This window comes from Arenibacter sp. P308M17 (genome assembly GCF_003426735.1).
Classification (GTDB): Bacteria; Bacteroidota; Bacteroidia; order Flavobacteriales; family Flavobacteriaceae; genus Arenibacter.
Genome location: NZ_QVON01000003.1, coordinates 77,372 through 101,963 on the forward strand (window position 1 = coordinate 77,372; position 24,592 = coordinate 101,963).

A 24,592-nucleotide genomic window follows, 5' to 3' on the forward strand; every position below is an offset into this window, starting at 1 on the left:
TCTACAAAATTAATTACGTACTTTGTATGTGTTATGAAGTTACTTATTGTAGAAGATGAACCCCAATTGTTAAGAAGTCTGGAAGAATTTGCTTCCAAAGAAGATTTCATGTACGATACTGCGGCAGAATTCCAATCTGCCCTTGAGCGTATCGCACTCTACGATTATGACTGTATCATTCTGGACATCAACCTGCCGGATGGCAATGGGTTCGACCTGCTGAAAATCCTTCACAAAGAAGACAAGACCGATGGGGTTATCATCCTATCCGCCCGGAACTCGTTGGATGATAAACTAAAAGGTCTGGAACTGGGAGCTGATGATTATTTGACCAAACCATTTTATTTCTCCGAACTCAATGCCCGGATCAAAGCCATTATCCGGAGAAAACAATTTAAAACCAATAAGCTGGTCCGATTCGCCAACCTGATCATAGACCCAGATCAATATCTGGTAAGTATAAATAACGATAAAAGCCCTATCTCCCTGACCAAAAAAGAATATGCCATTCTTGCCCACCTGGTCAGCAATTACAAACGGGTCATCACCAAAGTAGCCCTGGCCGAATATATCTGGGGCGATTATGTGGACGAGGCCCAGAGTTTTGATTTTTTGTTCTCCCAGATCCGGAACCTGAAACAGAAGCTGAAAAAGGCAGGGGCACAGGTGGTGATCCATAACATCTATGGGGTAGGGTACCAAATTAAAGTCATATGAAGCTGCTTACCTATACTTCCCGTATTCAATTATTCTTTTTCCTGGTGCTCTTTGGAGGGTTTTCCATATTGTTCTATTTGGTATTGAGTTGGAATGTCCTGCAAAATGTTGACGAGGTATTGTATAACCGGAAAATGAACCTTCTGGCCTATCTCAAAGAAAACCCCCGGGCGCCGTTTACGGAAGATAATCCATTGGACGATTTTACTTTTTATCTTATAGACGAGGAAGCCTTTCAAAAAGGAAGGGAGATCTATGCCGATACCCTGGTCTACGAACCAGTGGACGATGAACTGGACGAATATCGGAAACTCACCACCCCTGTGGAATTGCACGGGAACTATTACCGACTGGAGATTGTAAAGCCCCACCTGGAAGTGACAGAAATTGTTGGTGCCATTGCCATTGCCCTGGGAGGGCTGTTCCTGGGAATGACCTTGTGTTACTACCTGTCGCAGCGTGTTATATCCAGAAAAATATGGAACCCTTTCTATGAAATGCTGGAGAAGTTGCGACATTATCGCCTGGATAAACAAGTCCCGGTATTATCCCATTCCCGGATCGATGAATTCCGGACACTTCGGGATGCGATCACAGAACTGATGCAAAAGAACAAGGAAGTATTTGACAGTCAAAAGCAGTTTATTGAAAATGCTTCCCATGAAATGCAAACCCCGCTGTCCGTTATCCAATCGCGTTTGGAAGCCCTGATCAGCCAGGAAGAACTTACATTGGGGCAAGCGTCCATCATAGAAAGTATCATCGGATCGACACAACGGTTAAAAAAGTTAAATAAGACCCTGTTGCTTTTGTCCAGGATCGAAAACCGACAATTTCTCCTTACCGAAGAAATTCATATAAATAAGATAGTAAACTGGTCCCTAGCCTATTATGAAGAACAGAAAGTTGCACAGCATATTGAAATCGTCATAAAAAAAGAGGACGAACTGATCGTTCAGGGAAACACCATGCTTACCGAAATACTGCTGCAGAACCTGCTTAAAAATGCCTTCCTGCACAACATCAAGGAGGGGAAGGTCATTATTTCCATAATGAAAAACAGACTTTCCATCGCTAACACGGGCTATCAAAAAGCCTTGGACAAAGAAAAACTGTTTCACCGTTTTTATAAACAATCCGGCAACCCGGACACTTGGGGACTGGGATTGGCCATTGTCCACAAAATAGCAGAGGTAAGCAGTTGGGATGTCAACTATCACCAAGGAGAGGGATTTCATATTTTTACGGTGCTTTTTGAATAATGCCACTTAGAGGCCAAAAACCTAAAACTTTCAAATCCGTATACCCTGTGATTCTTTCTTCCCAACTTTCTACAGAATTGGCCTGTACATTTGTTTCTACAAAAACAAAATAGAATGTCGACCAATTTCAAGGGATTGTTTTGGGCCCTCCTGTTATCCGGGACCGGGAGTTTTGCCCAGGAAAGCATTCCGCTAAACAAACTGTTGGAAATAGCCCTGGATAATTATCCTTCCATCCGGGCAGCTGAGCTCCGGGCACAGGCAGCCCAAAGTAATGCAAGTGCTGCCAAACAAACACTCATTCCGGATATTACCGCATCATACCAGGCCAATTATTCCACATACAACAATCTGACAGGAATGTTCTATCCCGAATATGTATTGCCCGTAAGCGGACCTCCTTCGATGGATAACAGTAGCGAAATGGTATATGGCAGCGCAGCCAGTTTATTGCTCAAATGGGAAGCCTTCACTTTTGGGCGCAGGGCCAATGCCATAAAAGCCGCGGAAAGCCAGGTACAGGAAAAAACAGGTGAGCTTGATCTTACTACCTTTAGACATCAGATCAGACTCACCGATACGTATCTGGACTTTCTCCTGGCCAATGAGGTGTTAAAGAGCCTGCAGAGTAACCTTGAACGGTCCAAAACAAACTACGGGCAATCTGTCCGGCTGGCCCAAAGCGGTTTAATTGCGGGGGTGGATACCGCCCGTTTTCAATCGGCCTTCTCCAATGCAAAGATCCGGATGCTAAATCAAAAAAAGCGATTGTTTGAATTAAAGGATCGGCTGCAATTATATATCGCATCCGAATTACCGGAAGACCTGTCGGATGAAACTTTCTTCAAGGATCTTCCCGGTTTTGATACGGATACCCCGGTATTCGACCATCCGAAGGCACGGCTGGCACAATCTGAATGGCAGACGGCACAGTATCAATACAAAACCTCGCAAAAAAGAGGAATGCCTTCCTTAAGTTTATGGGGCACGGCATATGGCAGGGGATCCGGGGTAGAAACCGATGCAAATGGCAACTTGTTTGTTGAAGATGCCGCCAGGGGTTTTGACATCAACCGGTATAACTACGGCGTCGGCCTTCAACTTTCCATCCCAATTGCACAGCAGTTTCGCTACCATTCGGAAAGTAAAGTATTAAAGTACCGGTCGGATGCCCTGGAGGAAGAATTCAAAGAAACCCGTTTAGAATTAAAGCAACAACAGAATACCGCAGATTCCACATTACAAACGGCCATCCTCGTGGCCGGGGAATTACCTGCCCAATATAAGAATGCACAGTTTTCTTACACCGCATTAAAAACACAATACGCATCAGGACTGGTCAATTTTACGGAGCTGGCCGAAGCGCAGCACGAATTGGTCGCCACAGAGATCAATTATCGAAAGACCTTTTGGGAAGTATGGAAGGCTTTGCTTTACAAAGCTGCGGTATATGGTAATCTGGAAATATTTTTAAATGAATTGAACAAATGATACGACTCATTATAAGCGCTTTACGCAAACCCATTACCGTTGTTGTAGCCCTTTTGGCCGTCGTTTTCTTTTCGGTTTTGGCCATTCGGAACATGGCAGTGGACATTTTCCCCAGACTGGGAACTCCCACCATTTATGTGGCACAGACCTATGGCGGACTGGCACCCGACCAGATCGAGGGGTTTATGACCTCCTATTACGAATATCATTTCCTTTATATCAACGGTATCAAGGAGGTGGAAAGTAAGACTATTCAGGGGGTTTCGTTGATGAAGCTTACCTTTCATGAGGGAACGGATATGTCACAGGCACTGGCAGAAACGGTAGCCCAGGTAAACCGGTCCCGTGCCTTTATGCCGCCGGGCACGGTAACTCCCTTTATTACCCGTTTTGATGGCGGAGGTGCCCCTGTGGGGCAGCTGGTTTTCAGCAGTGAAACCCGGTCCAATGCCGAAATTCAGGATCTGGCTCTTTTTAAAGTACGGCCCAAATTTGCGTCTATACCCGGGGTGTCTGCACCGCCTCCGTTTGGAGGGAACCAACGTACGGTACTTATCAAAGCCAATCCGGAAAAACTTCGCAGTTACAACATCAGCCCGGACGAACTGGTCACTGCTTTGGCCAAGGGAAATACCATTGCTCCTTCGGGGAATATCCGTACTCAGGACCAACTCCTCATTGCCAATCAGAATACGGTTGTAAGCGACATCAAAGAATTAGAGAACATTCCGCTTACTTTGGGTTCCGGAGCAGCTGTGTATGTGCGTGATGTCGCAGAAGTACAGGACGGTGCGGACGTGGCCACCGGCTACGCCCTGATAAATGGCAAGCGTTCGGTATATATTCCGGTAACCAAACGCTCCAGCGCATCCACGTGGGATGTGGTGAAGCGTATCAAAGCTGCGCTCCCCGAAATGCAGGCAGCAGTTCCGGACGATATTAAAGTAAGTTATGAGTTTGATCAATCGGGCTATGTGATCAATTCCCTTAAAAACCTCTCGTTTGAAGGTTTTTTGGGAGCTTTGCTGACCGGGATTATGGTATTGCTTTTTCTCTCGGACAAGAGAAGTGCCCTGATCGTGATCGTAACCATCCCATTGGCCATTTTATCGGCAATCGTATGCCTGTACCTCTCCGGCCAGACATTAAATATCATGACTTTGGGCGGCCTGGCCCTTGCGATCGGTATTTTGGTGGACGAATCCACTGTAACGATAGAGAACATACACCGGCATCTGGAAACGGGAAAACCCAAATCCCGGGCCATACTGGAGGCCTGTAAGGAAATTGCGCTTCCAAAACTGCTTATCCTTGTCAGCATTCTGGCTGTTTTTGTCCCGTCCTTCTTTATGTCCGGTACCCCAAGGGCCATGTTTTTGCCCTTAACCCTTGCCGTAGGTTTTTCCATGATCGCTTCCTTTATCTTGTCGCAGACCCTGGTGCCCGTACTGGCCAACTGGTGGTTGAAAGACGAGCCCTTAAATCATCAGGATGCACATGGAAGATTCAGTCGGTTCAAAGACAAATTGCTGGGATATACAAAACGTATTTTTGAATGGCGCAGGATTGTTATTCCCGCTTATATCGTTGGCCTGGCCGGTATATTGTTGCTGCTGTTCTCCATGATCGGGACCGAAATATTCCCCAAGATCGATTCAGGACAGTTGCAGGTACGCGTACGGATGCCCGATGGAACGCGGGTCGAAACTACGGAAGAAAAGACCAAGGAGTTTTTAAGTATTGTCGAAGAGGTCGCGGGAAAGGAAAATATCGAGATCACTTCTGCTTTCGTAGGTATCCAGCCCCCAAGCTACCCGGTCAATACTATTTTTCTCTGGACAGGCGGACCGCATGAAGGTGTGGTCAAGATCAAATTGAAGGACACAAAAACTGACCTGGATGAGCTCCAGGAAACCCTCAGGGAGAAAGTTCGTGAAAGAATTCCCCGAATGAGCCTTTCGTTTGAACCGGCCGACCTGGTGGACCAGGTGATGAGCCAGGGTGCAAATACCTCCATTGAAATCGCCATACAGGGCAAAAACCTGGAAGAATCAAAACAGTTTGCCCAACAGGTCAAAGATAAAGTGGATGAACTGTCCTTCGTGCGGGATGTGCAGTTTGGTATCCCATTGAATTACCCATCCATTGACCTGAAGTACGATCGTGTAAGAGCAGGGCAATTGGGGCTGACCGTTGAAGATATCAGCCGTTCGGTGACGGCCTCCACATCGTCCAGCCGTTTTACACAGCCGAATTACTGGCTGGATGCAGGTTCCGGACACGCCTACCAGGTCCAGGTAGAATTTCCCCAATACCAGGTCAATGATCCGGGAGATATAGCCGGGATACCGTTAAAATCCGACAACGGCAACACCGTATATGTCAGGGATGTAAGCAAATGGGAAGCTTCCACGATGATAGGGGAATACGATCGCCTTAACCAGCAGCGTTTTATCACTGTTACAGGGAATATCCATGCTATGGACCTGGGCACAGCTATCAAGCAAGTAAAGAAACAAGTGACCTCATTGGGTGACCCGCCTGCCGGGATGAGCATAAAATACCGCGGGTTGGCGGAAACGCTTATACAAACATTTGACGAATTAAGCACAGGACTGCTTTTGGCCGTAATAGTGATCTTCCTGTTGCTCGCTGCCAGTTTCCAGTCCTTCAGGCTGTCCTTGGCCGTACTTTCAACTGTTCCCGCCGTAGTTGTCGGTTCATTCCTTTTACTTTGGTTGAGCGGAAACACCTTAAATATTCAATCCTTTATGGGGAGTATCATGGCCATTGGGGTGGCCGTTGCCAACGCCATTCTGTTCGTAACCATTGCAGAACAGTACCGCAAAGAAAACAACCCTGAAATACAAGTGCATATCCTCGGGATCAAGGATCGTATCCGCCCGATCATCATGACCAGTTTGGCCATGATAGCAGGAATGACCCCCATGGCCCTGGGTATGGGAGAAGGCGGGGAACAAACGGCCCCTTTGGGGATCGCAGTCATTGGCGGACTGTTGTTTTCCGTATTCGCCACCATCCTGGTATTGCCCTCCATCTATTGGGTATTGACGGGCAAAAGGCCATATAAAAGCGTCTCGCTTGATCCGGACGATGAAAATCATATTAAGAGCAATTAAAATAACCGAAAAATGAAATCTAACCTTTTTTATATCGCTATCCTGGCTTTCACTACGGTGTCATGCATTAATAAAAGTACCGGGACTGTATCAAATACCGCAGAAGATGCCCCCAGGGCCATGGAAGTCATAGAAGTGCAAAGTCAACCGATTCAACAAACGCTGAAACTGCCCGGTGAACTACACCCTTTTGAAAGAGCAAATATTTTTGCCAAAGTGAAAGGTTATGTAAAAGAAGTACGGGTCGATATTGGGGATAAAGTTGAAAAGGGACAGGTATTGATGCGTATAGAAGCCCCAGAAATGCAATCTGAGTATACTGAAGCAGTAAGCGAAGCTGCTTCCGCCAGAGCGGATTACACTACGGGCAAAGACCAATATGAAAGGTTAAAGCATGCCGCAGAAACACCAGGTACCGTTGCCGCCTCAGACCTGGTACGTGCCAAAAATAAAATGGATGCCGACAGCGGCCGTATGCAGGCCCAAAACGCTAGGGTCTCGGCAAAAAGAGATTTATTGGGTTATCTCACCATTACTGCTCCGTTTTCCGGAATGGTCTCCGTCCGCAATGTAGATGTGGGGGATTTTGTAGGGGATAACGCTGACAAGGTGGTATTCGTCATAGAAAACAATACCAGGCTCCGGCTGAAAGTCCCCTTACCGGAAGCCTCTACAGGAAGTACGGACAACGACAGTATTACATTCACCGTTGAATCCCATCCCGGGAAAACCTTTCACGGCATGTTCTACAAAAGAGCACATAGCATCACACCTGAAACAAGGACAGAATTATGGGAATTTTTGGTAGACAATGAAAACGGAGAACTACAAGCCGGGCTTTTTGCAGAAACCCATATTCAGTTGAGTAGAAAAGAAAGCGGTATCTTTATTCCCAATAGCGCGGTCCTGACTACCTTAAAACGTAAAGCCGTTGCAAAAGTGCTTGGAGGCAAAATACAATGGGTTGATGTGACCTCCGGAATTAAGGATGCGTCACACACCGAAGTTTTCGGAGAGATCAAACCCGGCGACCTTTTACTCGTGAACCCCAACGAAGAACTCAAAGAAGGCTTAACCATAAAAACAGTAATAAAATGAATCGAAAAGAATTTCTGAAAAACAGTGCCATCATAGGCGGAGCGACCATCCTGCCCGTCAATAGTGTTTTTTCACAGAACGTTACCGGAAACGGCATCGACAAACTGGTGGACAACGAAGGTAACTTCATTCAACAGTCCCTTCCCTATAACAAAAATTTCCTTGAGCCTTATATGGATGAGGAAACACTGCATCTCCATTTTGAATTCCACCACGGTGGAGCGGTAAAAGGGGCCAATAAGGATCTGGAAAACATTAAAAAAAATCTACAGACCGGGGATATGGACATGTCGGACCTATGGACGAGAAAATTGGCGTACCATTTTTCCAGCCACGTCCTGCACACCATTTTCTGGACGAACCTGACTAATAAGAAAACAGAACCCAAGGCGGAACTACTTCAACAAATAGATAAGGATTTCGGGTCGTTTGACCGCCTCAAGGCCTATATTGCCAAAATTTCAAAAACTGTAGAAGGCAGTGGTTGGGGGATATTGGGATATCAGCCCTATTCCCGATCGTTGACTTTACTGCAATGCGAAAACCATCAAAAACTCACCCAATGGGGAGTTATTCCGCTTTTGGTCATAGACGTTTGGGAACATGCCTATTATCTGAAATATAAAAATAAAAGAGCAGATTTTGTAGATACCTTATTGGAGATTATCGACTGGGACAACGTGGCAGAACGGTTTGTAACCGCCAAAAAACTGCACGGATAACTTTTTGTCGAGATATAGAATTAAACCATATGGCCACGCTTGTGTCACTACCAGTATATACATAATATATGATCGATAAACAGGTTCCTTTTAAAGAAGCCCTCCGGGTATGGATCCGGGTAGCGATATATAGCTTTGGCGGACCTGCCGGCCAGATTGCCGTGATCCATAAAATATTGGTCCAGGAAAAAAAATGGATCAGTGAAAACCGTTTTCTGCATGCCCTCAATTACTGCATGTTATTACCGGGGCCGGAAGCACAGCAACTGGCCACCTATATCGGCTGGTTGCTCCACAGGACCAAAGGAGGATTGGTTGCGGGAATATTGTTTGTACTACCTGGTTTTATATCCATATTAATACTTAGTATCCTCTATGCGGCATACCGGGATATGGGAATTGTAGAGGCCATATTTTTTGGTATAAAACCCGCTGTTTTGGCCATTGTTATCGGTGCGGTCATCAAAATAGGGAAAAGAGCGCTAAAGAATGAGGTCATGTTGATCATGGCAGTACTGGCCTTTATCGCCATTTTTTTCTTCCAGGTAGATTTTCCCTATATTGTTGTGGCAGCCGGTTTAACAGGTTTTATAGGCGGGAAACTTTGGGAAGAAAAATTTCATGTGATCAAGGGACATGGAGAAAAAAGTGATGAAGAAAGTGCCTACGTCATAGACAGCCACATCCAGTCGGTAAAGCCGTCCCTGGTAAAGACCCTGAAAACCGTATTCCTCTTTTTAAGTTTATGGGCACTGCCGCTGGTACTGATCGCCCTGTGGATCGGAATGGATAATATTTTCTTTTCGGAAGGCCTGTTTTTCAGCAAAACGGCCGTGGTTACCTTTGGTGGTGCCTATGCAGTGTTGGCTTATATAGCCCAGAAAGCAATGGAGGATTACGGCTGGTTGCAAAGCGGGGAAATGCTGGACGGGTTGGGCATGGCAGAAACCACCCCGGGCCCGTTGATCCAGGTCGTACAATTTGTCGGGTTTATGGGGGCCTACCGTTTTTCCGGTACTATGGACCCTCTTATTGCCGGGGTTTTAGCTTCCCTGCTGGTGACCTGGACTACTTTTATTCCCTGCTTTTTGTTCATCTTCAGTGGGGCACCCTACATAGAGTATCTCCGGGGAAATAAAAACCTGACCACAGCACTATCCGGAATTACCGCTGCGGTGGTTGGCGTGGTATTAAATCTTGGGGTATGGTTTACCATACATACGCTTTTTGGCCAGGTCCATGAAAGCCGGTCTTTAGGGGTAAGGTGGCTGATCCCGGAATGGAGTACCCTTGACATAGCTTCCCTGCTCATAGCCCTTATAGCTTCTTTTGTGTATTTTATCTTAAAGTGGGATATGCTAAAAACCATTTTGACCTGTATTGTTTTGGGGATATTTTATCACTTTGTATTTAAGGGATAGCAAAGAGTCCGCCCATTCCAAAATTTCTACAGAATCCTTCCTTAATTTTAGCATAAAAGCACTGATGAAAAGGCTGCTGTTTAGCATAAACACTTTGATCATCGCATCTAATGCAACAGCCCAGACCAGCCAACCGGACACCATTTACGCGTATTATACACAAGATACCATACACCTGGATGGAAAGCTGGAGGAACGGGCCTGGCAGCAGGCGGTGCCTATCCGTAATTTCACCCAGCGGGAGTTGAATGTCGGGGAACCTCCTACGGAACGAACGGAAGTAGCCATCGTTTACACCGCTAAAACCCTCTATATTGGTTTTTGGGGATACGACAGTGCCCCGGATAAACTGGTCGCCCGGGAAATGAAGCGCGACTTTGACTTTGATCTGGAAGACAATTTTGAAGTGATCATAGATACCTACAACGACGACCGTAACGGATTTCTTTTTGTGATCAACCCCAATGGTGCCAGGGCCGATGTACAGGTGATCAATAACGGGGAATCCGAAAATGAATTCTGGAACGGGGTGTGGGATGCCAGGACCACAATTACCGACAAAGGCTGGTTTGCCGAAATAGAAATCCCTTTTTCTACCTTAAAATTCCGGACCGATATAGATAAACAGCTGTGGGGCATCAATTTTGAACGCAACATCCGCAGGAAACGGGAACAACTGCTCTGGCAAGGCTGGTCCCGCGATTCGGAACTGGAACTGCTGAACCGGGCTGGAACACTTGCAGGCCTGGACAGAATCAGCAGTAAGGATTTTATCGAAGTAAAACCCTATACCATAGGCGGGGGAGAGTTTACCCCGGGCCAAAAAGAGGGGCAATGGGATATTGGCGGTGATATCAACTATCTTATCACACCGACCCTGCGTATGAACCTGTCCTTTAATATGGATTTCGCCCAAATAGAGGCCGACCAGCAACAGATCAACCTGACACGTTTCCCCCTGTTTTTTTCAGAACGCAGGGAATTTTTTCTGGAAGGGCAGGATTTTTTTGATATGGGCATGGGAGATCAGATCATCCCCTTTTACAGCCGGAGGATAGGATTAGCAGAAGACCGTTCCACAGTACCCATTATTGCCGGGGCAAGGCTGTTGGGCAAGGTCAAAAATGCAACTTTAGGGATGATGTCCATCCAAACCGCAAGGCGCGATAGCATTCCATCGACCAATTATTCCGTACTGAGCTGGCGGCAGGATGTATTGGAACAGTCTTCCGTAGGCATCCTTTCGGCCAACAAATATGAGAACGGCCAGTTGCACAGTACTACCGGGGCTTACGGGTTGTATAGCACCTCCCGGCTTTTCGGAGACAAAAACCTAAATGTGGGAGCTGCCTTTACTCAGAATTACGATTCGGACGACTTCGACAGCAAAGCCAATGCACACCGCATCTACTTGAGTTATCCCAACGACAAGGTGGAGTTCGATATGGCCTGGCAGCGAAGTGCCGCTGCTTTCAATCCGGAAGTGGGGTTCCTGCGCAGGGACAACTTTCAGGAGTTTTATACAGAACTGGAGTGGAAACCCAGGCCCAAAAGCTTTCTGAAATGGATACGCCAGTTCAGCTTTAAAGGGCTGGATATCAACTATTATATCTTTGACGATACCAAGGATTTACAAAGTTTCTCTTATGAGGTCAGGCCCCTGGGATTTGAAACCCGCAGCGGGGAGTTTTTTGAATTTAACCTGCAAAGAAGAGCAGAAGGCCTTAGAGAGCCTTTTGAAATTGCAGAAGGCATCACCATACCCGAAGGCGAATACTGGTACAACCGTATGGAGATCCAGGCAGCAACTTTTGAAGGACGCATCTGGTCGACTTATACCAAAATAAACTGGGGTGATTTTTTGACCGGGAAGAGTACTGAAAGTCAATACGAACTTTCATGGAGGGCCAACCGCTATTTTAAAATCGGGGCCAACTACGAAAAAAACTGGATAAACCTTCCGCAAGGCCATTTTGATACCAGTCTGGTGGGGAGCCGTTTCGAGTATGCCGTAAATCCCAACTTGTTCGGGGCATTGTTTACCCAATGGAACAGCGAGGATAAAGAAGCGTTGCTTAATTTTCGCCTGCAATGGATCCCCATTATCGGGGCCGATTTCTTTTTTATCGTCAACCAGGCTTATGATACTTCCGGGGGTACATGGAAATTGGAACGGACCACTATTTTAGGGAAACTGATATGGAGATTTGTAATATAAAAACAGGCCATGCCTGAGATGAACAGACACACAGTAGGATGATTAAGATACACCCTTAAGGTATGGACAAAATTTTAAACACATGAAAACTATGAAATATCTATGGGTTGGCCTTATGGTCATATTTGCCGCATGTAAACCTTCGGCAGAGGAAGTAACGGTATACACATCCGTGGACCAGGTTTTCTCGGAACCTGTCCTGAAAGATTTTGAACGGGAAACAGGAATTAGGGTAAAAGCCGTATATGATACGGAGGAAACTAAATCCACCGGGGTAATGAACCGGTTGATTGCTGAAAAAGACAATCCTCAATGCGATGTCTTTTGGAGCGGCGACCCAATACGCAACGGGGTTTTGCAATCCAAGGATATTACCGAACCATACCAATCAGCGCAAACCGGGCAAATCCCGGATTATTTTAAAGAACCGGATAATCAGTGGATCGGCTTTTCGGCCCGCGCACGGGTATTGATCTATAACAAAAACCTGATCGCCCCCGATTCTCTACCCAACTCAGTTTTTGATTTTACAAAGTCCCGTTTCAAAGGGAAATTTGCCATTGCCAACCCATTGTTTGGGACTACTACCTTTCATATGGCTGCTATATATACTGCCCTGGGAGATGAGAAGGGCAAAGCATGGATGAACGGTCTCAAGACAAATGGAGTGGTAATAGCAGCCAGCAACGGAGATGTTAAAAAACGAGTGATGAACGGGGAGCTGGCCTTTGGGCTCACGGATACCGATGATGCCTTCGAAGCCAAAAAAGAAACTGACGACGTAGATTATATTTTCCTCGATCAACAAAATGGCGGCATCGGCACCCTGATCATGCCCAATGCGGTTAGCTTTATCAAAAATGCTCCGCATGCTGAAAACGGAAAGAAACTCATCGATTATTTGTTGAGCCGGGAGACCGAAGCCAAACTGGCAATATCCTGCGCACAAATACCTTTGATCCAGGGGACGGAAGTCCCCGATGATGTTCCTTCTTTAGATGATATCCAACCCATGAAAGTAGATTATCAAAAGACCTCCGATAAACTGGAAGAAATACAACCCTGGCTGAAAATATGGACCGAAGAGTAAGCACCCATATCATACGGATTGTTCCCCTGTCGCTATTGTTTATAGTACTGGTATTACCACTTATGCTGTTGCTGTTCCAATGGCTTACCGATACGGACAGAACCGTTCTGCTCTCTTTCACGGATCAGAAAACCTTGTTGTTGATCGGCAAGAGCCTTTGGATGTCTTTTACAGCAGCATTACTGGCTACGTGTATCGGGACCATTTGCGGATTTCTACTGTATAAACTTAAAATTCCATACAGCGGATTTTACAAACTGGCCTTGTTACTGCCCTTGCTCATTTCTCCCTATATTTTTGCCGTGGCCTGGAAAGACGGGCTCTTTTGGCTTTTGGGAAATTCGGCAGCGGTATATTCCGAAGCCGGTGTGATCACAGTCCACGCTTTTGTCTTTTTTCCCCTGGCTATGCTCATTACCGGAAGTGCGCTATCACAGGTTCATGCCGGTTATGAAGAAGCGGGCTTGATGGTCGTTTCAGTCCGGAGAATGGTCTTAAAGATCATTTTTCCCCTGATCCGTCCGGCCTTGACCACCTCTTTTCTGCTTATTCTGATATTCAGTCTGAGTGATTTTTCAGTTCCTGCTTTTTTTGGTGTGCGTACCTTTACTACAGAAATTTTCACACAGTTTTCCGCCTTATATGACTTTCCGATGGCTATCGGTCAATCCGTTTTACTTCTGCTGGTTTGCCTTTTACTTATGCTGACAGAACACCGTTATTTGTCGGATGCCCCTTTCTTTTCTGTATCGACAAAGGGAAGCGTCTCAAAAAAATACAATGTACAAAAACGGCAAATGCTGTGGCATGGCATCTTCTGGTTATTACTTATTGTAGTATTACTGATTCCGGTGTTCATACTGACCGTGCAGTCCCTGACCGGAAAAACATTGTTCTTTGCCAGGGCATGGGAACTGGTCTGGCCTGCTGCTGTACAATCTGTCAAACTTGCTGTGGCCGGTGCGTTACTGACCACGGTTATAGGATTATGGGTCGCTTACGAGAAAGAACGCAGGGCACATCAATTCCCCAATGTATTGCTTTTATTGACCTTCATTGTTCCATCGACAGTGTTGGGCATTGCGTTGATCCGGTATTATAACCTCCCTCTTCTGAACTTTATTTATGGGACTTCGCTTATCTTACTCATTATCTATGTGGGGAAATTTGGTTTTATCACCTCCAGGATCATCGGCAATAATATTAAGCAGATCCCTGTTTCCCTGGGAGAGGCCGCTTCTGTAATAGGCATTCCTTCCAAAAGAATATTTTTAAAGATACTCCTGCCTTTAATGATCCCGTCTTTGTTCACGGCATTTGTGCTCTCCTTTATTTTATGCCTGGGGGAATTGGGGGCCACGGTCATGGTATATCCGCCCGGTATGGAACTCATGCCCGTTAAGACATTTACCATTAGTGCCAACGCGCCACAGGCATTGACCAGCAGTATGACCCTTATAAACATGGGGCTGACAATGTTATTGATCCTGTTGTTTTTTATTATCGGAAAATGGGTGTTTAAAAAATATCAATATGCCTGAGATCACTTTGGAACATATAACACATCATTATGGGGATAAAGAGGTCTTAAAGGACTTCTCCTTTTCTTTTGTACAGGGAAAAACAACCTGTCTACTGGGCCCATCGGGTTGTGGTAAAACCACAGTATTACGGTTGATCTCAGGTTTGGAAACCCCGGTGAGCGGGATCGTGAAAATAGATGGGGCAACGGTAAGCAAAAACGGGGAGATCGCTGTCCCGCCCCATAAGCGCAATATTGGTTTTGTTTTTCAGGACCTGTCCCTTTGGCCACACTTTACGGTGTATGACAATATCGCCTTCGGTTTAAAGGAAAAAAGAGAACGGAACATTAAAGAGAAAGTGTCAGACATACTGGATTTGTTCGGTATAAGCGATAAAGCCCAGAAATATCCCCATCAGCTTTCAGGAGGCCAGAAACAAATGGTGGCCATAGCCCGTTCGCTGGTATTACAGCCGCAAGTACTCCTTATGGATGAGCCATTGGCCAATATTGATACCCATTTAAAAGAAGATATACTGGGGCATCTGAAAACGGTCCAAAAGCAACAGTTATTTGCCATGCTTTATGTAACCCATGACCACAAAGAAGCATTTCATACCGGTGATCACATCCTTGTTATGAATGCGGGGAAAATAGAAGCAGCAGGAACTAAAGAAGAAATCTGCAACTCAACATCCAATTATGTAAAATCATTTTTAAAATTTTAAAAGTCATGAAAACTAAAACACACATTTTAATATTGGTTATAACATCGGTTTTCACCGTTATGGCCTGTAAGGATTCAAAAGCGAAGCATTCCGATGCGCAAATAGAAGAAATATCTGCCCGGACACAATTTCCGGATACTGTGGATCCGGCAGAAAAAACCACGTTTGATTTTGAAAATTACACTGCTGGTGAATTGCCCAGCGAATGGTCTGAGTACCATACCGGTTCGGGAGATACCGAGTGGAAAATTGTAGACGATAACGGAAATAAAGTACTGGCACAGTTGTACAGTGACAACCCGAACAATCACTTTAATGTTGTAGTGAACAATAATATCACGGCAAAAGATATGGTACTTACAGCCCGTTTTAAAGGAATAACCGGGAATCACGATCAGGGTGGTGGTTTTGTATGGCGGTTTACGGACAAAAACAACTACTATATAGTCCGAGCCAATCCGCTTGAAGACAATATGGTACTGTACAAGGTAGAAAACGGCAAACGCACCGATTTGCCCCTAGTAGGCAAAGGAAGAACCTACGGAACGGATGTATCACCCTTGGGCAATAGCTGGCATACGATGAAATTGGTAGTGAAAGAAGATTTGTTTACTGTTTATCTAGATGACAAAAAACTTTTTACCGTACAGGACACCACTTTTGTCAGTACCGGTAAAGTTGGTTTCTGGACAAAAGCGGATGCCGTAACCTACTTTGATGATTTTGAAATCGAGAAATTCAATGAGTAAATATTTAACATTAAAAATAACAATTATGCTAATCAAAAAATTCATAACAGGGATAATAACTGTCTGTATATTGCTTTCTTCCTGTAATACCAGACAAGACCAAAAGAAAGAACCGGAGCTCCACCCACAAACGGTACAACATACTGCTAAGGAAGTGGTTCTTGACTCCCTGGATATTCCGGCCATTGAAAGTGCCCTTGACGGCCTAAAAGGAACAGAAAATAATGGGGAGTATAAGGTGACGATACCGCAAAACGATTTGGAGATTATCGTTGATGGTTTTCAGATCATCCCCCCAATGGGATTGGGAAGCTGGGCTGCTTTTGCCCCTGCAAAAGAAGGGGCTATGCTGATGGGGGACATAGTGGTTACAGAAACCGACCTTTGGCCGGTACAGCAAGAGGTAATCCGGCAAGGGCTCACGATCACAGCCATCCATAACCACTTCGTAAGAAACCGTCCCAATGTGATGTACATGCATATAGGGGGCATGGGAGATGGAGCCATATTGGCCGCCAAAGCTAAAGCTGTTTTGGACAAAGTACAAGAAGTCAGGGGAGACAATCCGGTGGATGGTCCCAAAATCGAGGTTAAAAATACTCTGGATACTGAAAAGATCGCTGAAATACTCGGTCATAGTGGTAAAATGAACCGTGGAGTGTATAAAATTACCATAGGCCGTCCAGATGTGGATTTGCGCGAACACGGGGCTCCCGTTAGTACATTTATGGGTTTCAATACCTGGGCGAGTTGGCAGGGTACACAGGAAAAAGCCGCCGTAGCAGGAGATTTTACCATGTTGGCTAACGAAGTAGCCCCCGTGATCAAAGCCCTGGTGGAAAACGGTATTGAAGTCGTGGCGGTCCACAATCACATGGTGCACGAAGAACCTCAGATCTATTTTTTGCACTACTGGGGAGTGGGTCCTGCCGAAAAACTGGCCAAAAGCCTTAAACAGGCACTTGACCAAACCGGAAATACAAAACAAAAGGAATAAAAAATAACCTTCAAATTCCCGAAAGTTTTGTGCTATTTTCGACGGGAAACATTCCCGTACCTATATAGTTTGGTATTATACGCATTAATGAGCATTTGCTCTGCCTTTTTGAGGAAAAATTTATTGGGATATGCTCGTAGCTCTTGGACAAGACGTTGACAATCTTTCCATTGGAGACAATAGTATTTTCAAGCCCTTTTCGGGGTTTCATTTGGGTGAGTTCCCATAAAGTTTCACATGGGACTTGCACCAATACCTTGTCCTGCTGTAATTTGTTTAAATACATGACAATTGAATTTTAAGTTAAACAATATTTGCAGTACCGTTCAAACGGAAGACAAAATTTTGGAGCGGAAAGGAAACGGAATAAACCTGCCGGCCGACCAAGCAGGTAGCAAGAAAGGAGTGGCTTTCCTTTGTCCCAGAAACATTTGGGACGTTTATCTTTCGGGAATATTGTATGAATATTACCACATACTACTTATTCTTTTGGAAGTATGGTTAAAGCGGACTTGACTTTAAAGATGGAGATTGGAAATGCCTGTAGAGAGCCGAAGTAGCATTTGTCCGCTCCCCGAATTTTCTTGGGAAGAAGTGGGTAAGAGGAATGGAAATCGGAATCTTTGAAGTTGTGTCCAAGGTCTTTTTCCACGAAGCGCATTTTTCTGGAATGTAGAGCAGCGGAATGCCCGCCTTTGGAACGGGCAGGCAGGGGAATGGGCTGAAATATAATCTAAATTTCGCAAAACTAAAAGTCAATTAATTACATATTAAAAGTTGTTTTGCTATTTTCTTTGGCACAGCTTTTGTTTTAATTAAAAAAATTAAAAATCAACGATCATGAAAACCAAAGTATTATTTATATCGATCATACTCTTAATGGCCGGACAGGTCTTTGCCCAGCACAAAAACAAGGACGAGTGGAAACACAGAAAAGAATACCATAAAAAGGAAATGGAACGGCAGCGGGAGCACGATAAAAAGATAGCGGAACACCATAGGGAAATGCAAAAAAAGGAATATGAAAACTATCGTGAGCTGGCAAAACATGAAAGGGAATATTACAGGGAACTAAGAAAACGGGAATTGGAGCATTTGAAAGAATGCCATACCTGTAACCATGCCTTTTACCACAATGACGATTACTATTACGAGGATGACATCTATTACTCAAGACGGACCAGAAACCCTATTACAGTGGATGCCGAAGTGGTGTTCCGAAACGGGTCAATAAAGGTGCAGCTCTGATCCTGTTTTTTTTCGTATCTTTTCAGTGTCAATCATAATACCAATATTTATGCAAAAATTTGATATTTACAAGGACAGGGGCGGAGAATTCAGGTTCCGCCTAAAGGCCTCCAACGGTCAAGTTGTCGGGACCAGTGAGATGTACTCTTCTTTCAGTGCCATGGAAAACGGTATCGCATAGGTCAAGAAAAATGCCCTAGGGGGGGCCATTGTAGATGACCTGATCTAAAATTTGTCTTTGATTGAAGGCTTTTTATAAAAAAGAAATAACCTTACCGAACCAGTTTTTTTTGGAAATGTAGCAATCGTTAGAATTCGACTTATCTCTTATGTCAACAACTTTTATGACTAGTAAAATAACATCTTCTTCAGTTTGAATTTAACTGTTTTAATGCCTTAGCAACCTCTGTTACGGGCAACTTACACATCTTATCCTGACACACATAAATAGTTGTTTGCCATTCTACCAGTTTGTTTTGCAATAGTTCAAGATTCCCTTCTTCTTTACCTCCCATAAAAAGTACTTGGGGCAAATAGTGCGCATCCATTTCTTTTCCTATCTTTTCATGATCATTGCCAAGAATGGTCACCTCATAAGGAGGGTGGATGAAATAGGATTCTACGATGCCCCAATTCGAATAAAAATGTGGGGTTTTATAAATTTCTCCTTGTACATTCACTACCATTTGTCTTGATTTATCAATGTAATCTTCATTGCATAAATAGTTGCCAAGAAACAATAGATTTTTAGCCATCTCTGAATTAGAAGCCGGTATCACATTATCCGAAATTTCCATTTTACGGGAAATCAAATTGGATTGTTCATTATGCGTGTAATAGAACATACCCGAATTTGCATCAAAAAAGTGATTGATGGTATAATCCGTTAGAAGTTCTGCTTTATTTAACCATTGTTCATCAAAAGTGGCCTGATACAAATCGATAAATGCGGAAATGACGAAGGCATAATCATCCAACATTGCAGGGATGGAAGATTTGCCGTCCTAAATTCATTCCATTTTTGGGACAGAGTGAATATAAAATTAATGGAAATACTATTGTAATTAACTCCTGCAATATTTTTTAATCTCAATTGTTATCAAATTATATTTTAACCTCAAAAATGGCAAAATGTTGTACCTATGTTGTACCCGAGCAAAAAAACAACCAAGAAATCACCCCTATTTTAACAAAAAAAAGCCGAAGATTTCTCTTCGACTTTTGTACGGGCGGGGAGACTCGAACTCCCACACCTCGCGGCATCAGATCCTAAGTCTGACGTGTCTACCAATTCCACCACGCCCGCGTTTTAACAATATTTTAAGAACCTCTATTTGGTTAACTCCTAAGTCTGGCGTGTCTACCAATTCCACCACGCCTGCATTTTCAATATTTTATTACCTTTTATTAGGATAACTCCTAAGAATAACGCGCAGCTCTAATCCTTATTTAATTGACATATGGCTCAAAATTTCCTAAAGCTTTTAAGAATTTAAAACAGCATCCAAAGCATCATCCGCATCCCTATGAATAAAATTTGCCTGATACATGATGGTCGTTTTTAAATCACTATGCCGATAAAGTTTTTGCAACATTAAGGGTGAAATGGTGTCCCCAGCAATATTCCCAAAAGAATGGCGGGCAATATGGTTAGATAAGTTTTTTGTAATCCCACATTTTTCGGCTATCTCCTTTAGGTATTTATTAAGTACAGCGGTTCCATTACGGGTCTTTACAAATACATCCCGCTTGCTATTCGGATTCGCTTTTTTTACATAGGGAAAAATAAAATCCTTATTTGACTGGCGCAACGGTCGATAAAAATCCAATATCCCCTTGACCTGATCCGGAATTTTAAGGCTCAATGGCTTTTCGTTCTTGTTCATGGTATAATAGAGACGGCCATCCATCAAATCCGACCATTTCATTTGCAACACGTCCGAAATCCTAATTCCGGCAAAATAATAAGAGAACAACCAAACATTTCGGGTGTGCCACATAGCCGTATCTTTCTCCAATTCCGCATTTTCAATACGCTTTATTTCTTCTCTTGTCAAACCGATTTTTTGTGTTGGTTTTATTCGTATACGCTCTTTTTCTCCTGCAAAAGGATAGTGTTTGGTTTCCACGATACCTTCTTTTATGGCCGCATTAAAGAGGGTGCGAATATAAATAAGATGATTAGTAACCGTTCTGGTCTTATGATCTAGATAAGAAATACAGAACACTTTAAAGTTACTTAGAAATGCCTCGGTAATGTCTTCAAAATAGAGCGAGGTTTCTTTACCAAATTCGCCTTTTACATGGTCCAAGAAATTATATCCAAACTTTCTGGACTGACCTACCCGATTTCGTCGCCGGTCTATAATTCCATTGATGACTTGTTCTCGCTCTTCAAATCTGTTCCACTTTAAAAACTCACGGATGTTAAACAACATTGAAAGTTCCCCTTTACAGGTGGAAAATGAACCTGACTGAAATTTGTTTATTACACGTTGCGACCCAAATTGAAAAAACGAAACCGTTCGACCTTTATGCTTTGCCTTGTTCTTGATTTGTTTACTAGAAATAAACTCCTTTGACCCTTCCGCTTCTAGTGCGATACTATCGACCTCGGTCAATTTTTTTAGTAGGTAATTATTCAACCTTGCTGAATTGGCGTGGGATTTTTTAACCTTACCCAAATCTTTGTCCCAATCCTTTTCCAAAATATATTGACCTGTAAATATGTATCGTGTCTTTCTATTTTGGGTAATTCGAACGGCCAATGGAAAAGTGCCGTCCTTCTTTTTATCATGTTTCCAAAGCACTATCTTTATCGAGGCCATTTTTAGTAATATATTTCCTCTAAGATACACTAATGACCACATTCTACCTAAAACATACCTAAAACATTTTGGGGTTTTATATGATTTCTGATGTTTTGGCTTTAAACGTAAGTATTTGATTATCAATTATATCATTACATATAAGACCATATAAAACCAGTATTTTTGCGACTCATAACCCGAAGGTCACTGGTTCGAGTCCAGTTCCCGCTACTAGGAAAGACAAGGCTTTCGAGAAATCGATAGCCTTTTTTTATGGACTGGGTACAACATTTTTGGTTTTTTTATTCAATCATTTTATTTGACCCTAATTGATTTCATTTCTTCTTAAATGTCATTAAAATCATAAAAATTATTCGGTTAATAGAAACCCCAAAATGTTTTTGAATAAACATTAGATGGGATATTAATCATTTTGGGCCACCTATTTATATTGGAGAAAATCTTTAAACTTAATTTTTGTCCCAAAAACACGCTTTTTTTGGGACAAATGAATTTATTATTAAAGAAACATTTTTGGGAAATCACAGCCTGATTATTACTGATGTGAATATCTGCTATTTCAAATATTTACCACTTTTTTACATTTTTGGCAATATTTTGATTTATCACTCTGTCAAAAAGTATAAAGGAGAATAAAACTTATTAAGTGATTAAAGTTCATAGTCTATTTGGTCAGAATACTAACCGAGCTTCGTCGTGTTCTTTAAAAGCATTACTTTTTTCCAGTTGGTTCTCCATAATATCTACAGAGTTTGCTTTTAGCGTACTACAAAAAAGTTGTGCTCTTTGCAACATCCCAATATATACTTCTGGGTCTGATTGTCTGGTCAATCGTCTCAAAGCCCCTAAGTAATCATCCCTGTAAACGGTAGGGATCATAATTCTAGTCTGTCCTGCCTTTACAAGTTCGGCATTCATCATCACCCTTGCTATTCTTCCATTGCCATCCAAAAACGGATGGATCTCACTGACCATAAACATAATGTAGGCTGCTTTGGCAAAAGGATCATTTAAAACATTGTAATATTCAAACCCCTTTATTAAAGTACCCCGAACCATTGTATAATCAACAAAATGTGTATTTCCTGCTCCATGGTTCTTGTCCTTAAATTTGCCTGGCTGTTTGTCCAATCTAGCTCCTAAAAGGACTTGATGTCGGTATTCCAAAATCCTCAAAAGCTCTTCTGCCGATGTAGGGAGGGTTTTCATTTCCTTCACATTGCTTACCAATTTATAAGTGCCCAATATATCGTGGGAATCCTCATTTCTATAGGGCAAAGGCTTTTCTGTACTTATAATATCTTTTGCCTCTTCAAGTTCAAATACCGTCCCTTCGATGTAATTGGAAAAATAGGCCTCAAAAAAAGCAAAGTTTTTAAATGCAGATGGCTCTAAGTTTGCATCGGGATAGCTTTTAAACTCACGTTGGTGCAATGCTAAAAATAAGGTTTCGAACAACTTGATTCTTGCTGGATCGAATGGGGTTCCGAATGCCCTGGCCATTGCTACGGGAGAGGTCAATATTTTTGAGGTATGGGTGGTCAATAAAGCACTTATCAACCTATCCAGTTTTTCAAATTCCTTTTGCATCATCAACTTCTCGGCTATGACCCTAGATCTATCCCTGAACTCATTTAAAGCATCTTCCCCATTTACCCTGACAATTTGTTCCAGTTTTTCTTCTATTTCATTCAGGGTCAGTGTTTTGGATTCGGGTCCTGGTCTTCTGGAAACTTGCAAATTTTCAAGAAAAGCCCTTTCTCTCTGGGAAACATACAATTCCCCCGAAAAAATTGTATCTCCTTCAATGGGGCCTTCTCCTTGAAGAAACCGTAAAGTTATCCCTGGTAAACTTACTTTTTTGGTATAGGTGTAGGTTATGAATATATGTCCTTTTGAAGTAGGTTTGAATTCAATAGCAGATCTATGGCTTAATAATAATCCCGGGTATAGTTTTCCGAGAATGGTAAAAAGATTTCTTATAACAATATCTTCATTGTTATCCGTAAAGTTTGAGGTATATATGCGGGATGCAATTTTCCTGATTTTCCCTTCCTTTTCCAATACCGAAATTTGCCTACTTATATTGGAATCGCTCGAAGAAAAAATGATTTCTTGGAGGTGTATGGGTAAACTATTTTCCATTATAATTAAATTAAGGAGCTAAAAATTACAAATATTTTCCATTATAATATGATATTTCATAAAATATTTCCAGTATAAAATAAAGAGAGATGAAAATATTTTCCATGAAGAAGATGCTTCATATTATTTCAAACAAATATTTTCCATTATGAGTATATTATAGCTAAATTTTTTCCACTATAAAGCATAGTTTGCCCAAAATGAATTATTCTTTTATGGAGCTCACTCAGCCCATTCCCCTCCATTTCGTGAAAAACTATATTTCTGGCGGCGTAGCCTTCCCCCTTAAAAAAATAGCAACCCATTTAAGCTACCACCACCTTTACTCCTGCATTTTCAAAAGCAGCCTTCTGTTCGTTGGTAATACCCGCATCGGTAATCAGCATATCTATTTTAGATATTGGGCCTATAAACGCTAAACTTCTCTTACCTATTTTACTCGAATCCGCAAGTACAATAATTTGATTGGACATTTCAATCATGGTGGTATTAAAATGTGCCTCCTCAATATTTGGGGTAGATAGCCCATTCTCTATGTCTATTCCATCAACCCCAAGAAACAGTTTATCACAAAAGTAGTTTCTTAGACTTTTCTCTGCGGCAGTCCCTATTAGCGAGAACGACTTTTTTCGCAAAACCCCTCCTGGCATAATCACCTGGACATTATCATTTTGATGTAATTGATTAGCTATGTTCAGGGCATTTGTAATGACCGTTAATTCCAATTTTGAATCCAGATTCCTGACAAACTCCATGGAGGTGGTTCCGGAATCGATCATGATCGTATCCCCACTACCTACAAATTTGGCCGCAGATATGCCAATTCTTTGTTTGGCCTTAATATTAATTTTATCCTTTTCCGAAATATGATAATCTATTCCCACGGGGTCCATACGGAGCGCCCCGCCCCTGGCCCGAATCAGGATATTCTTTTTTTCCAGTTGGGCCAAGTCGTTTCGAATGGTCACTTCACTAACTCCCAACTTGGAACTTAGTTCCCTAACATCGACTTTCCCATTAAAATCAAGATCCTCAATAATTAAAGATCTGCGTTCCACAGTTGAATTCTTTTTTGACATAAATTATATGATGTATTATAACATTGCCCAAAATTTAAGGCCCAAAATGATTAAAATAAATTGTCTATGTATTATAACAAAATTAAGGAAAAGCAGCCATTATAAACTACATTGACATTTATTCACCCTTGTAA

Annotated in this window: 20 protein-coding genes and 1 tRNA gene; 16 read left to right on the forward strand and 5 right to left on the reverse strand. The window is 42.9% G+C overall.

Annotation, left to right across the window (positions count from 1 at the left end; all coding sequences use genetic code 11):
- The first annotated feature begins 33 nt into the window (after window positions 1-33).
- From D0S24_RS08365 to D0S24_RS08445, 16 genes are all read left to right on the forward strand, one after another.
- On the forward strand, window positions 34-717 hold the full coding sequence (locus D0S24_RS08365; RefSeq protein ID WP_117019432.1) for a response regulator transcription factor: 684 nt from the start codon (window positions 34-36) through the stop codon (window positions 715-717).
- On the forward strand, window positions 714-1,979 hold the full coding sequence (locus D0S24_RS08370; RefSeq protein ID WP_117019433.1) for a HAMP domain-containing sensor histidine kinase: 1,266 nt from the start codon (window positions 714-716) through the stop codon (window positions 1,977-1,979). Before D0S24_RS08365 ends, D0S24_RS08370 begins: the two co-directional genes overlap by 4 nt.
- A 114-nt stretch (window positions 1,980-2,093) precedes the next feature.
- Window positions 2,094-3,470 carry a TolC family protein gene (locus D0S24_RS08375; protein ID WP_117019434.1) on the forward strand — a complete coding sequence of 459 codons (1,377 nt, stop codon included), beginning with the start codon at window positions 2,094-2,096 and terminating at the stop codon, window positions 3,468-3,470.
- On the forward strand, window positions 3,467-6,610 hold the full coding sequence (locus D0S24_RS08380) for an efflux RND transporter permease subunit (RefSeq protein ID WP_117019435.1): 3,144 nt from the start codon (window positions 3,467-3,469) through the stop codon (window positions 6,608-6,610). The genes D0S24_RS08375 and D0S24_RS08380 overlap by 4 nt, the downstream gene beginning before the upstream one ends.
- 12 nt (window positions 6,611-6,622) lie before the next feature.
- Window positions 6,623-7,708, forward strand: coding sequence for an efflux RND transporter periplasmic adaptor subunit (locus D0S24_RS08385; protein ID WP_117019436.1), 1,086 nt, complete (start codon window positions 6,623-6,625; stop codon window positions 7,706-7,708).
- The gene (locus tag D0S24_RS08390) at window positions 7,705-8,430 is read left to right on the forward strand and encodes a superoxide dismutase (RefSeq protein WP_117019437.1); all 726 of its coding nucleotides are present in this window, start codon (window positions 7,705-7,707) and stop codon (window positions 8,428-8,430) included. Before D0S24_RS08385 ends, D0S24_RS08390 begins: the two co-directional genes overlap by 4 nt.
- A gap of 68 nt (window positions 8,431-8,498) precedes the next feature.
- Window positions 8,499-9,851, forward strand: coding sequence for a chromate efflux transporter (gene chrA / locus D0S24_RS08395; RefSeq protein ID WP_117019438.1), 1,353 nt, complete (start codon window positions 8,499-8,501; stop codon window positions 9,849-9,851).
- 64 nt (window positions 9,852-9,915) lie between these two features.
- Window positions 9,916-12,069, forward strand: coding sequence for a DUF5916 domain-containing protein (locus tag D0S24_RS08400; RefSeq protein WP_117019863.1), 2,154 nt, complete (start codon window positions 9,916-9,918; stop codon window positions 12,067-12,069).
- Window positions 12,070-12,151: 82 nt separating this feature from the next.
- Window positions 12,152-13,159: an extracellular solute-binding protein gene (locus D0S24_RS08405; protein ID WP_220377740.1), complete on the forward strand. Its 1,008-nt coding sequence runs from the start codon at window positions 12,152-12,154 to the stop codon at window positions 13,157-13,159.
- Window positions 13,144-14,700, forward strand: coding sequence for an iron ABC transporter permease (locus D0S24_RS08410; protein WP_117019440.1), 1,557 nt, complete (start codon window positions 13,144-13,146; stop codon window positions 14,698-14,700). The genes D0S24_RS08405 and D0S24_RS08410 overlap by 16 nt, the downstream gene beginning before the upstream one ends.
- Window positions 14,693-15,409 (forward strand): ABC transporter ATP-binding protein, encoded by a 717-nt coding sequence (locus tag D0S24_RS08415; protein WP_117019441.1) that lies wholly within the window; start codon window positions 14,693-14,695, stop codon window positions 15,407-15,409. The genes D0S24_RS08410 and D0S24_RS08415 overlap by 8 nt, the downstream gene beginning before the upstream one ends.
- Before the next feature lie 5 nt (window positions 15,410-15,414).
- On the forward strand, window positions 15,415-16,158 hold the full coding sequence (locus D0S24_RS08420; RefSeq protein ID WP_117019442.1) for a hypothetical protein: 744 nt from the start codon (window positions 15,415-15,417) through the stop codon (window positions 16,156-16,158).
- A 25-nt stretch (window positions 16,159-16,183) separates the two neighbouring features.
- Entirely contained in the window at window positions 16,184-17,155 is a 972-nt protein-coding gene (locus tag D0S24_RS08425; protein ID WP_117019864.1) for a DUF1259 domain-containing protein, read from the forward strand.
- A gap of 291 nt (window positions 17,156-17,446) precedes the next feature.
- Window positions 17,447-17,671 carry a hypothetical protein gene (locus D0S24_RS08435; protein WP_117019444.1) on the forward strand — a complete coding sequence of 75 codons (225 nt, stop codon included), beginning with the start codon at window positions 17,447-17,449 and terminating at the stop codon, window positions 17,669-17,671.
- A gap of 324 nt (window positions 17,672-17,995) precedes the next feature.
- Window positions 17,996-18,403, forward strand: coding sequence for a hypothetical protein (locus tag D0S24_RS08440; protein ID WP_117019445.1), 408 nt, complete (start codon window positions 17,996-17,998; stop codon window positions 18,401-18,403).
- A 49-nt stretch (window positions 18,404-18,452) separates the two neighbouring features.
- The gene (locus tag D0S24_RS08445) at window positions 18,453-18,584 is read left to right on the forward strand and encodes a DUF1508 domain-containing protein (RefSeq protein WP_117019446.1); all 132 of its coding nucleotides are present in this window, start codon (window positions 18,453-18,455) and stop codon (window positions 18,582-18,584) included.
- Between the two features lie 187 nt (window positions 18,585-18,771).
- Here the strand turns inward: D0S24_RS08445 and D0S24_RS08450 are convergent, their stop codons facing one another.
- The 5 genes from D0S24_RS08450 to agaR form a co-directional block, all read right to left on the reverse strand.
- Window positions 18,772-19,383 carry a thioredoxin domain-containing protein gene (locus tag D0S24_RS08450; protein WP_117019447.1) on the reverse strand — a complete coding sequence of 204 codons (612 nt, stop codon included), beginning with the start codon at window positions 19,381-19,383 and terminating at the stop codon, window positions 18,772-18,774.
- Between the two features lie 244 nt (window positions 19,384-19,627).
- Window positions 19,628-19,709: transfer RNA gene (locus tag D0S24_RS08455), tRNA-Leu, on the reverse strand.
- 178 nt (window positions 19,710-19,887) lie between these two features.
- Window positions 19,888-21,231: a tyrosine-type recombinase/integrase gene (locus tag D0S24_RS08460; protein ID WP_117019448.1), complete on the reverse strand. Its 1,344-nt coding sequence runs from the start codon at window positions 21,229-21,231 to the stop codon at window positions 19,888-19,890.
- Window positions 21,232-21,906: 675 nt separating this feature from the next.
- On the reverse strand, window positions 21,907-23,379 hold the full coding sequence (locus D0S24_RS08470; protein ID WP_117019450.1) for a Fic family protein: 1,473 nt from the start codon (window positions 23,377-23,379) through the stop codon (window positions 21,907-21,909).
- Window positions 23,380-23,684: 305 nt separating this feature from the next.
- Window positions 23,685-24,458, reverse strand: coding sequence for a transcriptional repressor AgaR (agaR, locus tag D0S24_RS08475; RefSeq protein ID WP_117019451.1), 774 nt, complete (start codon window positions 24,456-24,458; stop codon window positions 23,685-23,687).
- Between the last annotated feature and the right edge of the window lie 134 nt (window positions 24,459-24,592).

Excerpts from the sequence above, each read along its gene's own strand:
- D0S24_RS08365 (WP_117019432.1), top strand. The coding sequence starts at position 34 with ATGAAGTTACTTATTGTAGAAGATGAACCCCAATTGTTAAGAAGTCTG.
- D0S24_RS08370 (WP_117019433.1), top strand. The coding sequence starts at position 714 with ATGAAGCTGCTTACCTATACTTCCCGTATTCAATTATTCTTTTTCCTG.
- D0S24_RS08375 (WP_117019434.1), top strand. The coding sequence starts at position 2,094 with ATGTCGACCAATTTCAAGGGATTGTTTTGGGCCCTCCTGTTATCCGGG.
- D0S24_RS08380 (WP_117019435.1), top strand. The coding sequence starts at position 3,467 with ATGATACGACTCATTATAAGCGCTTTACGCAAACCCATTACCGTTGTT.
- D0S24_RS08385 (WP_117019436.1), top strand. The coding sequence starts at position 6,623 with ATGAAATCTAACCTTTTTTATATCGCTATCCTGGCTTTCACTACGGTG.
- D0S24_RS08390 (WP_117019437.1), top strand. The coding sequence starts at position 7,705 with ATGAATCGAAAAGAATTTCTGAAAAACAGTGCCATCATAGGCGGAGCG.
- chrA (WP_117019438.1), top strand. The coding sequence starts at position 8,499 with ATGATCGATAAACAGGTTCCTTTTAAAGAAGCCCTCCGGGTATGGATC.
- D0S24_RS08400 (WP_117019863.1), top strand. The coding sequence starts at position 9,916 with ATGAAAAGGCTGCTGTTTAGCATAAACACTTTGATCATCGCATCTAAT.
- D0S24_RS08405 (WP_220377740.1), top strand. The coding sequence starts at position 12,152 with ATGAAAACTATGAAATATCTATGGGTTGGCCTTATGGTCATATTTGCC.
- D0S24_RS08410 (WP_117019440.1), top strand. The coding sequence starts at position 13,144 with ATGGACCGAAGAGTAAGCACCCATATCATACGGATTGTTCCCCTGTCG.
- D0S24_RS08415 (WP_117019441.1), top strand. The coding sequence starts at position 14,693 with ATGCCTGAGATCACTTTGGAACATATAACACATCATTATGGGGATAAA.
- D0S24_RS08420 (WP_117019442.1), top strand. The coding sequence starts at position 15,415 with ATGAAAACTAAAACACACATTTTAATATTGGTTATAACATCGGTTTTC.
- D0S24_RS08425 (WP_117019864.1), top strand. The coding sequence starts at position 16,184 with ATGCTAATCAAAAAATTCATAACAGGGATAATAACTGTCTGTATATTG.
- D0S24_RS08440 (WP_117019445.1), top strand. The coding sequence starts at position 17,996 with ATGAAAACCAAAGTATTATTTATATCGATCATACTCTTAATGGCCGGA.
- D0S24_RS08445 (WP_117019446.1), top strand. The coding sequence starts at position 18,453 with ATGCAAAAATTTGATATTTACAAGGACAGGGGCGGAGAATTCAGGTTC.
- D0S24_RS08450 (WP_117019447.1), bottom strand. The coding sequence starts at position 19,383 with ATGTTGGATGATTATGCCTTCGTCATTTCCGCATTTATCGATTTGTAT.
- D0S24_RS08460 (WP_117019448.1), bottom strand. The coding sequence starts at position 21,231 with ATGGCCTCGATAAAGATAGTGCTTTGGAAACATGATAAAAAGAAGGAC.
- D0S24_RS08470 (WP_117019450.1), bottom strand. The coding sequence starts at position 23,379 with ATGGAAAATAGTTTACCCATACACCTCCAAGAAATCATTTTTTCTTCG.
- agaR (WP_117019451.1), bottom strand. The coding sequence starts at position 24,458 with ATGTCAAAAAAGAATTCAACTGTGGAACGCAGATCTTTAATTATTGAG.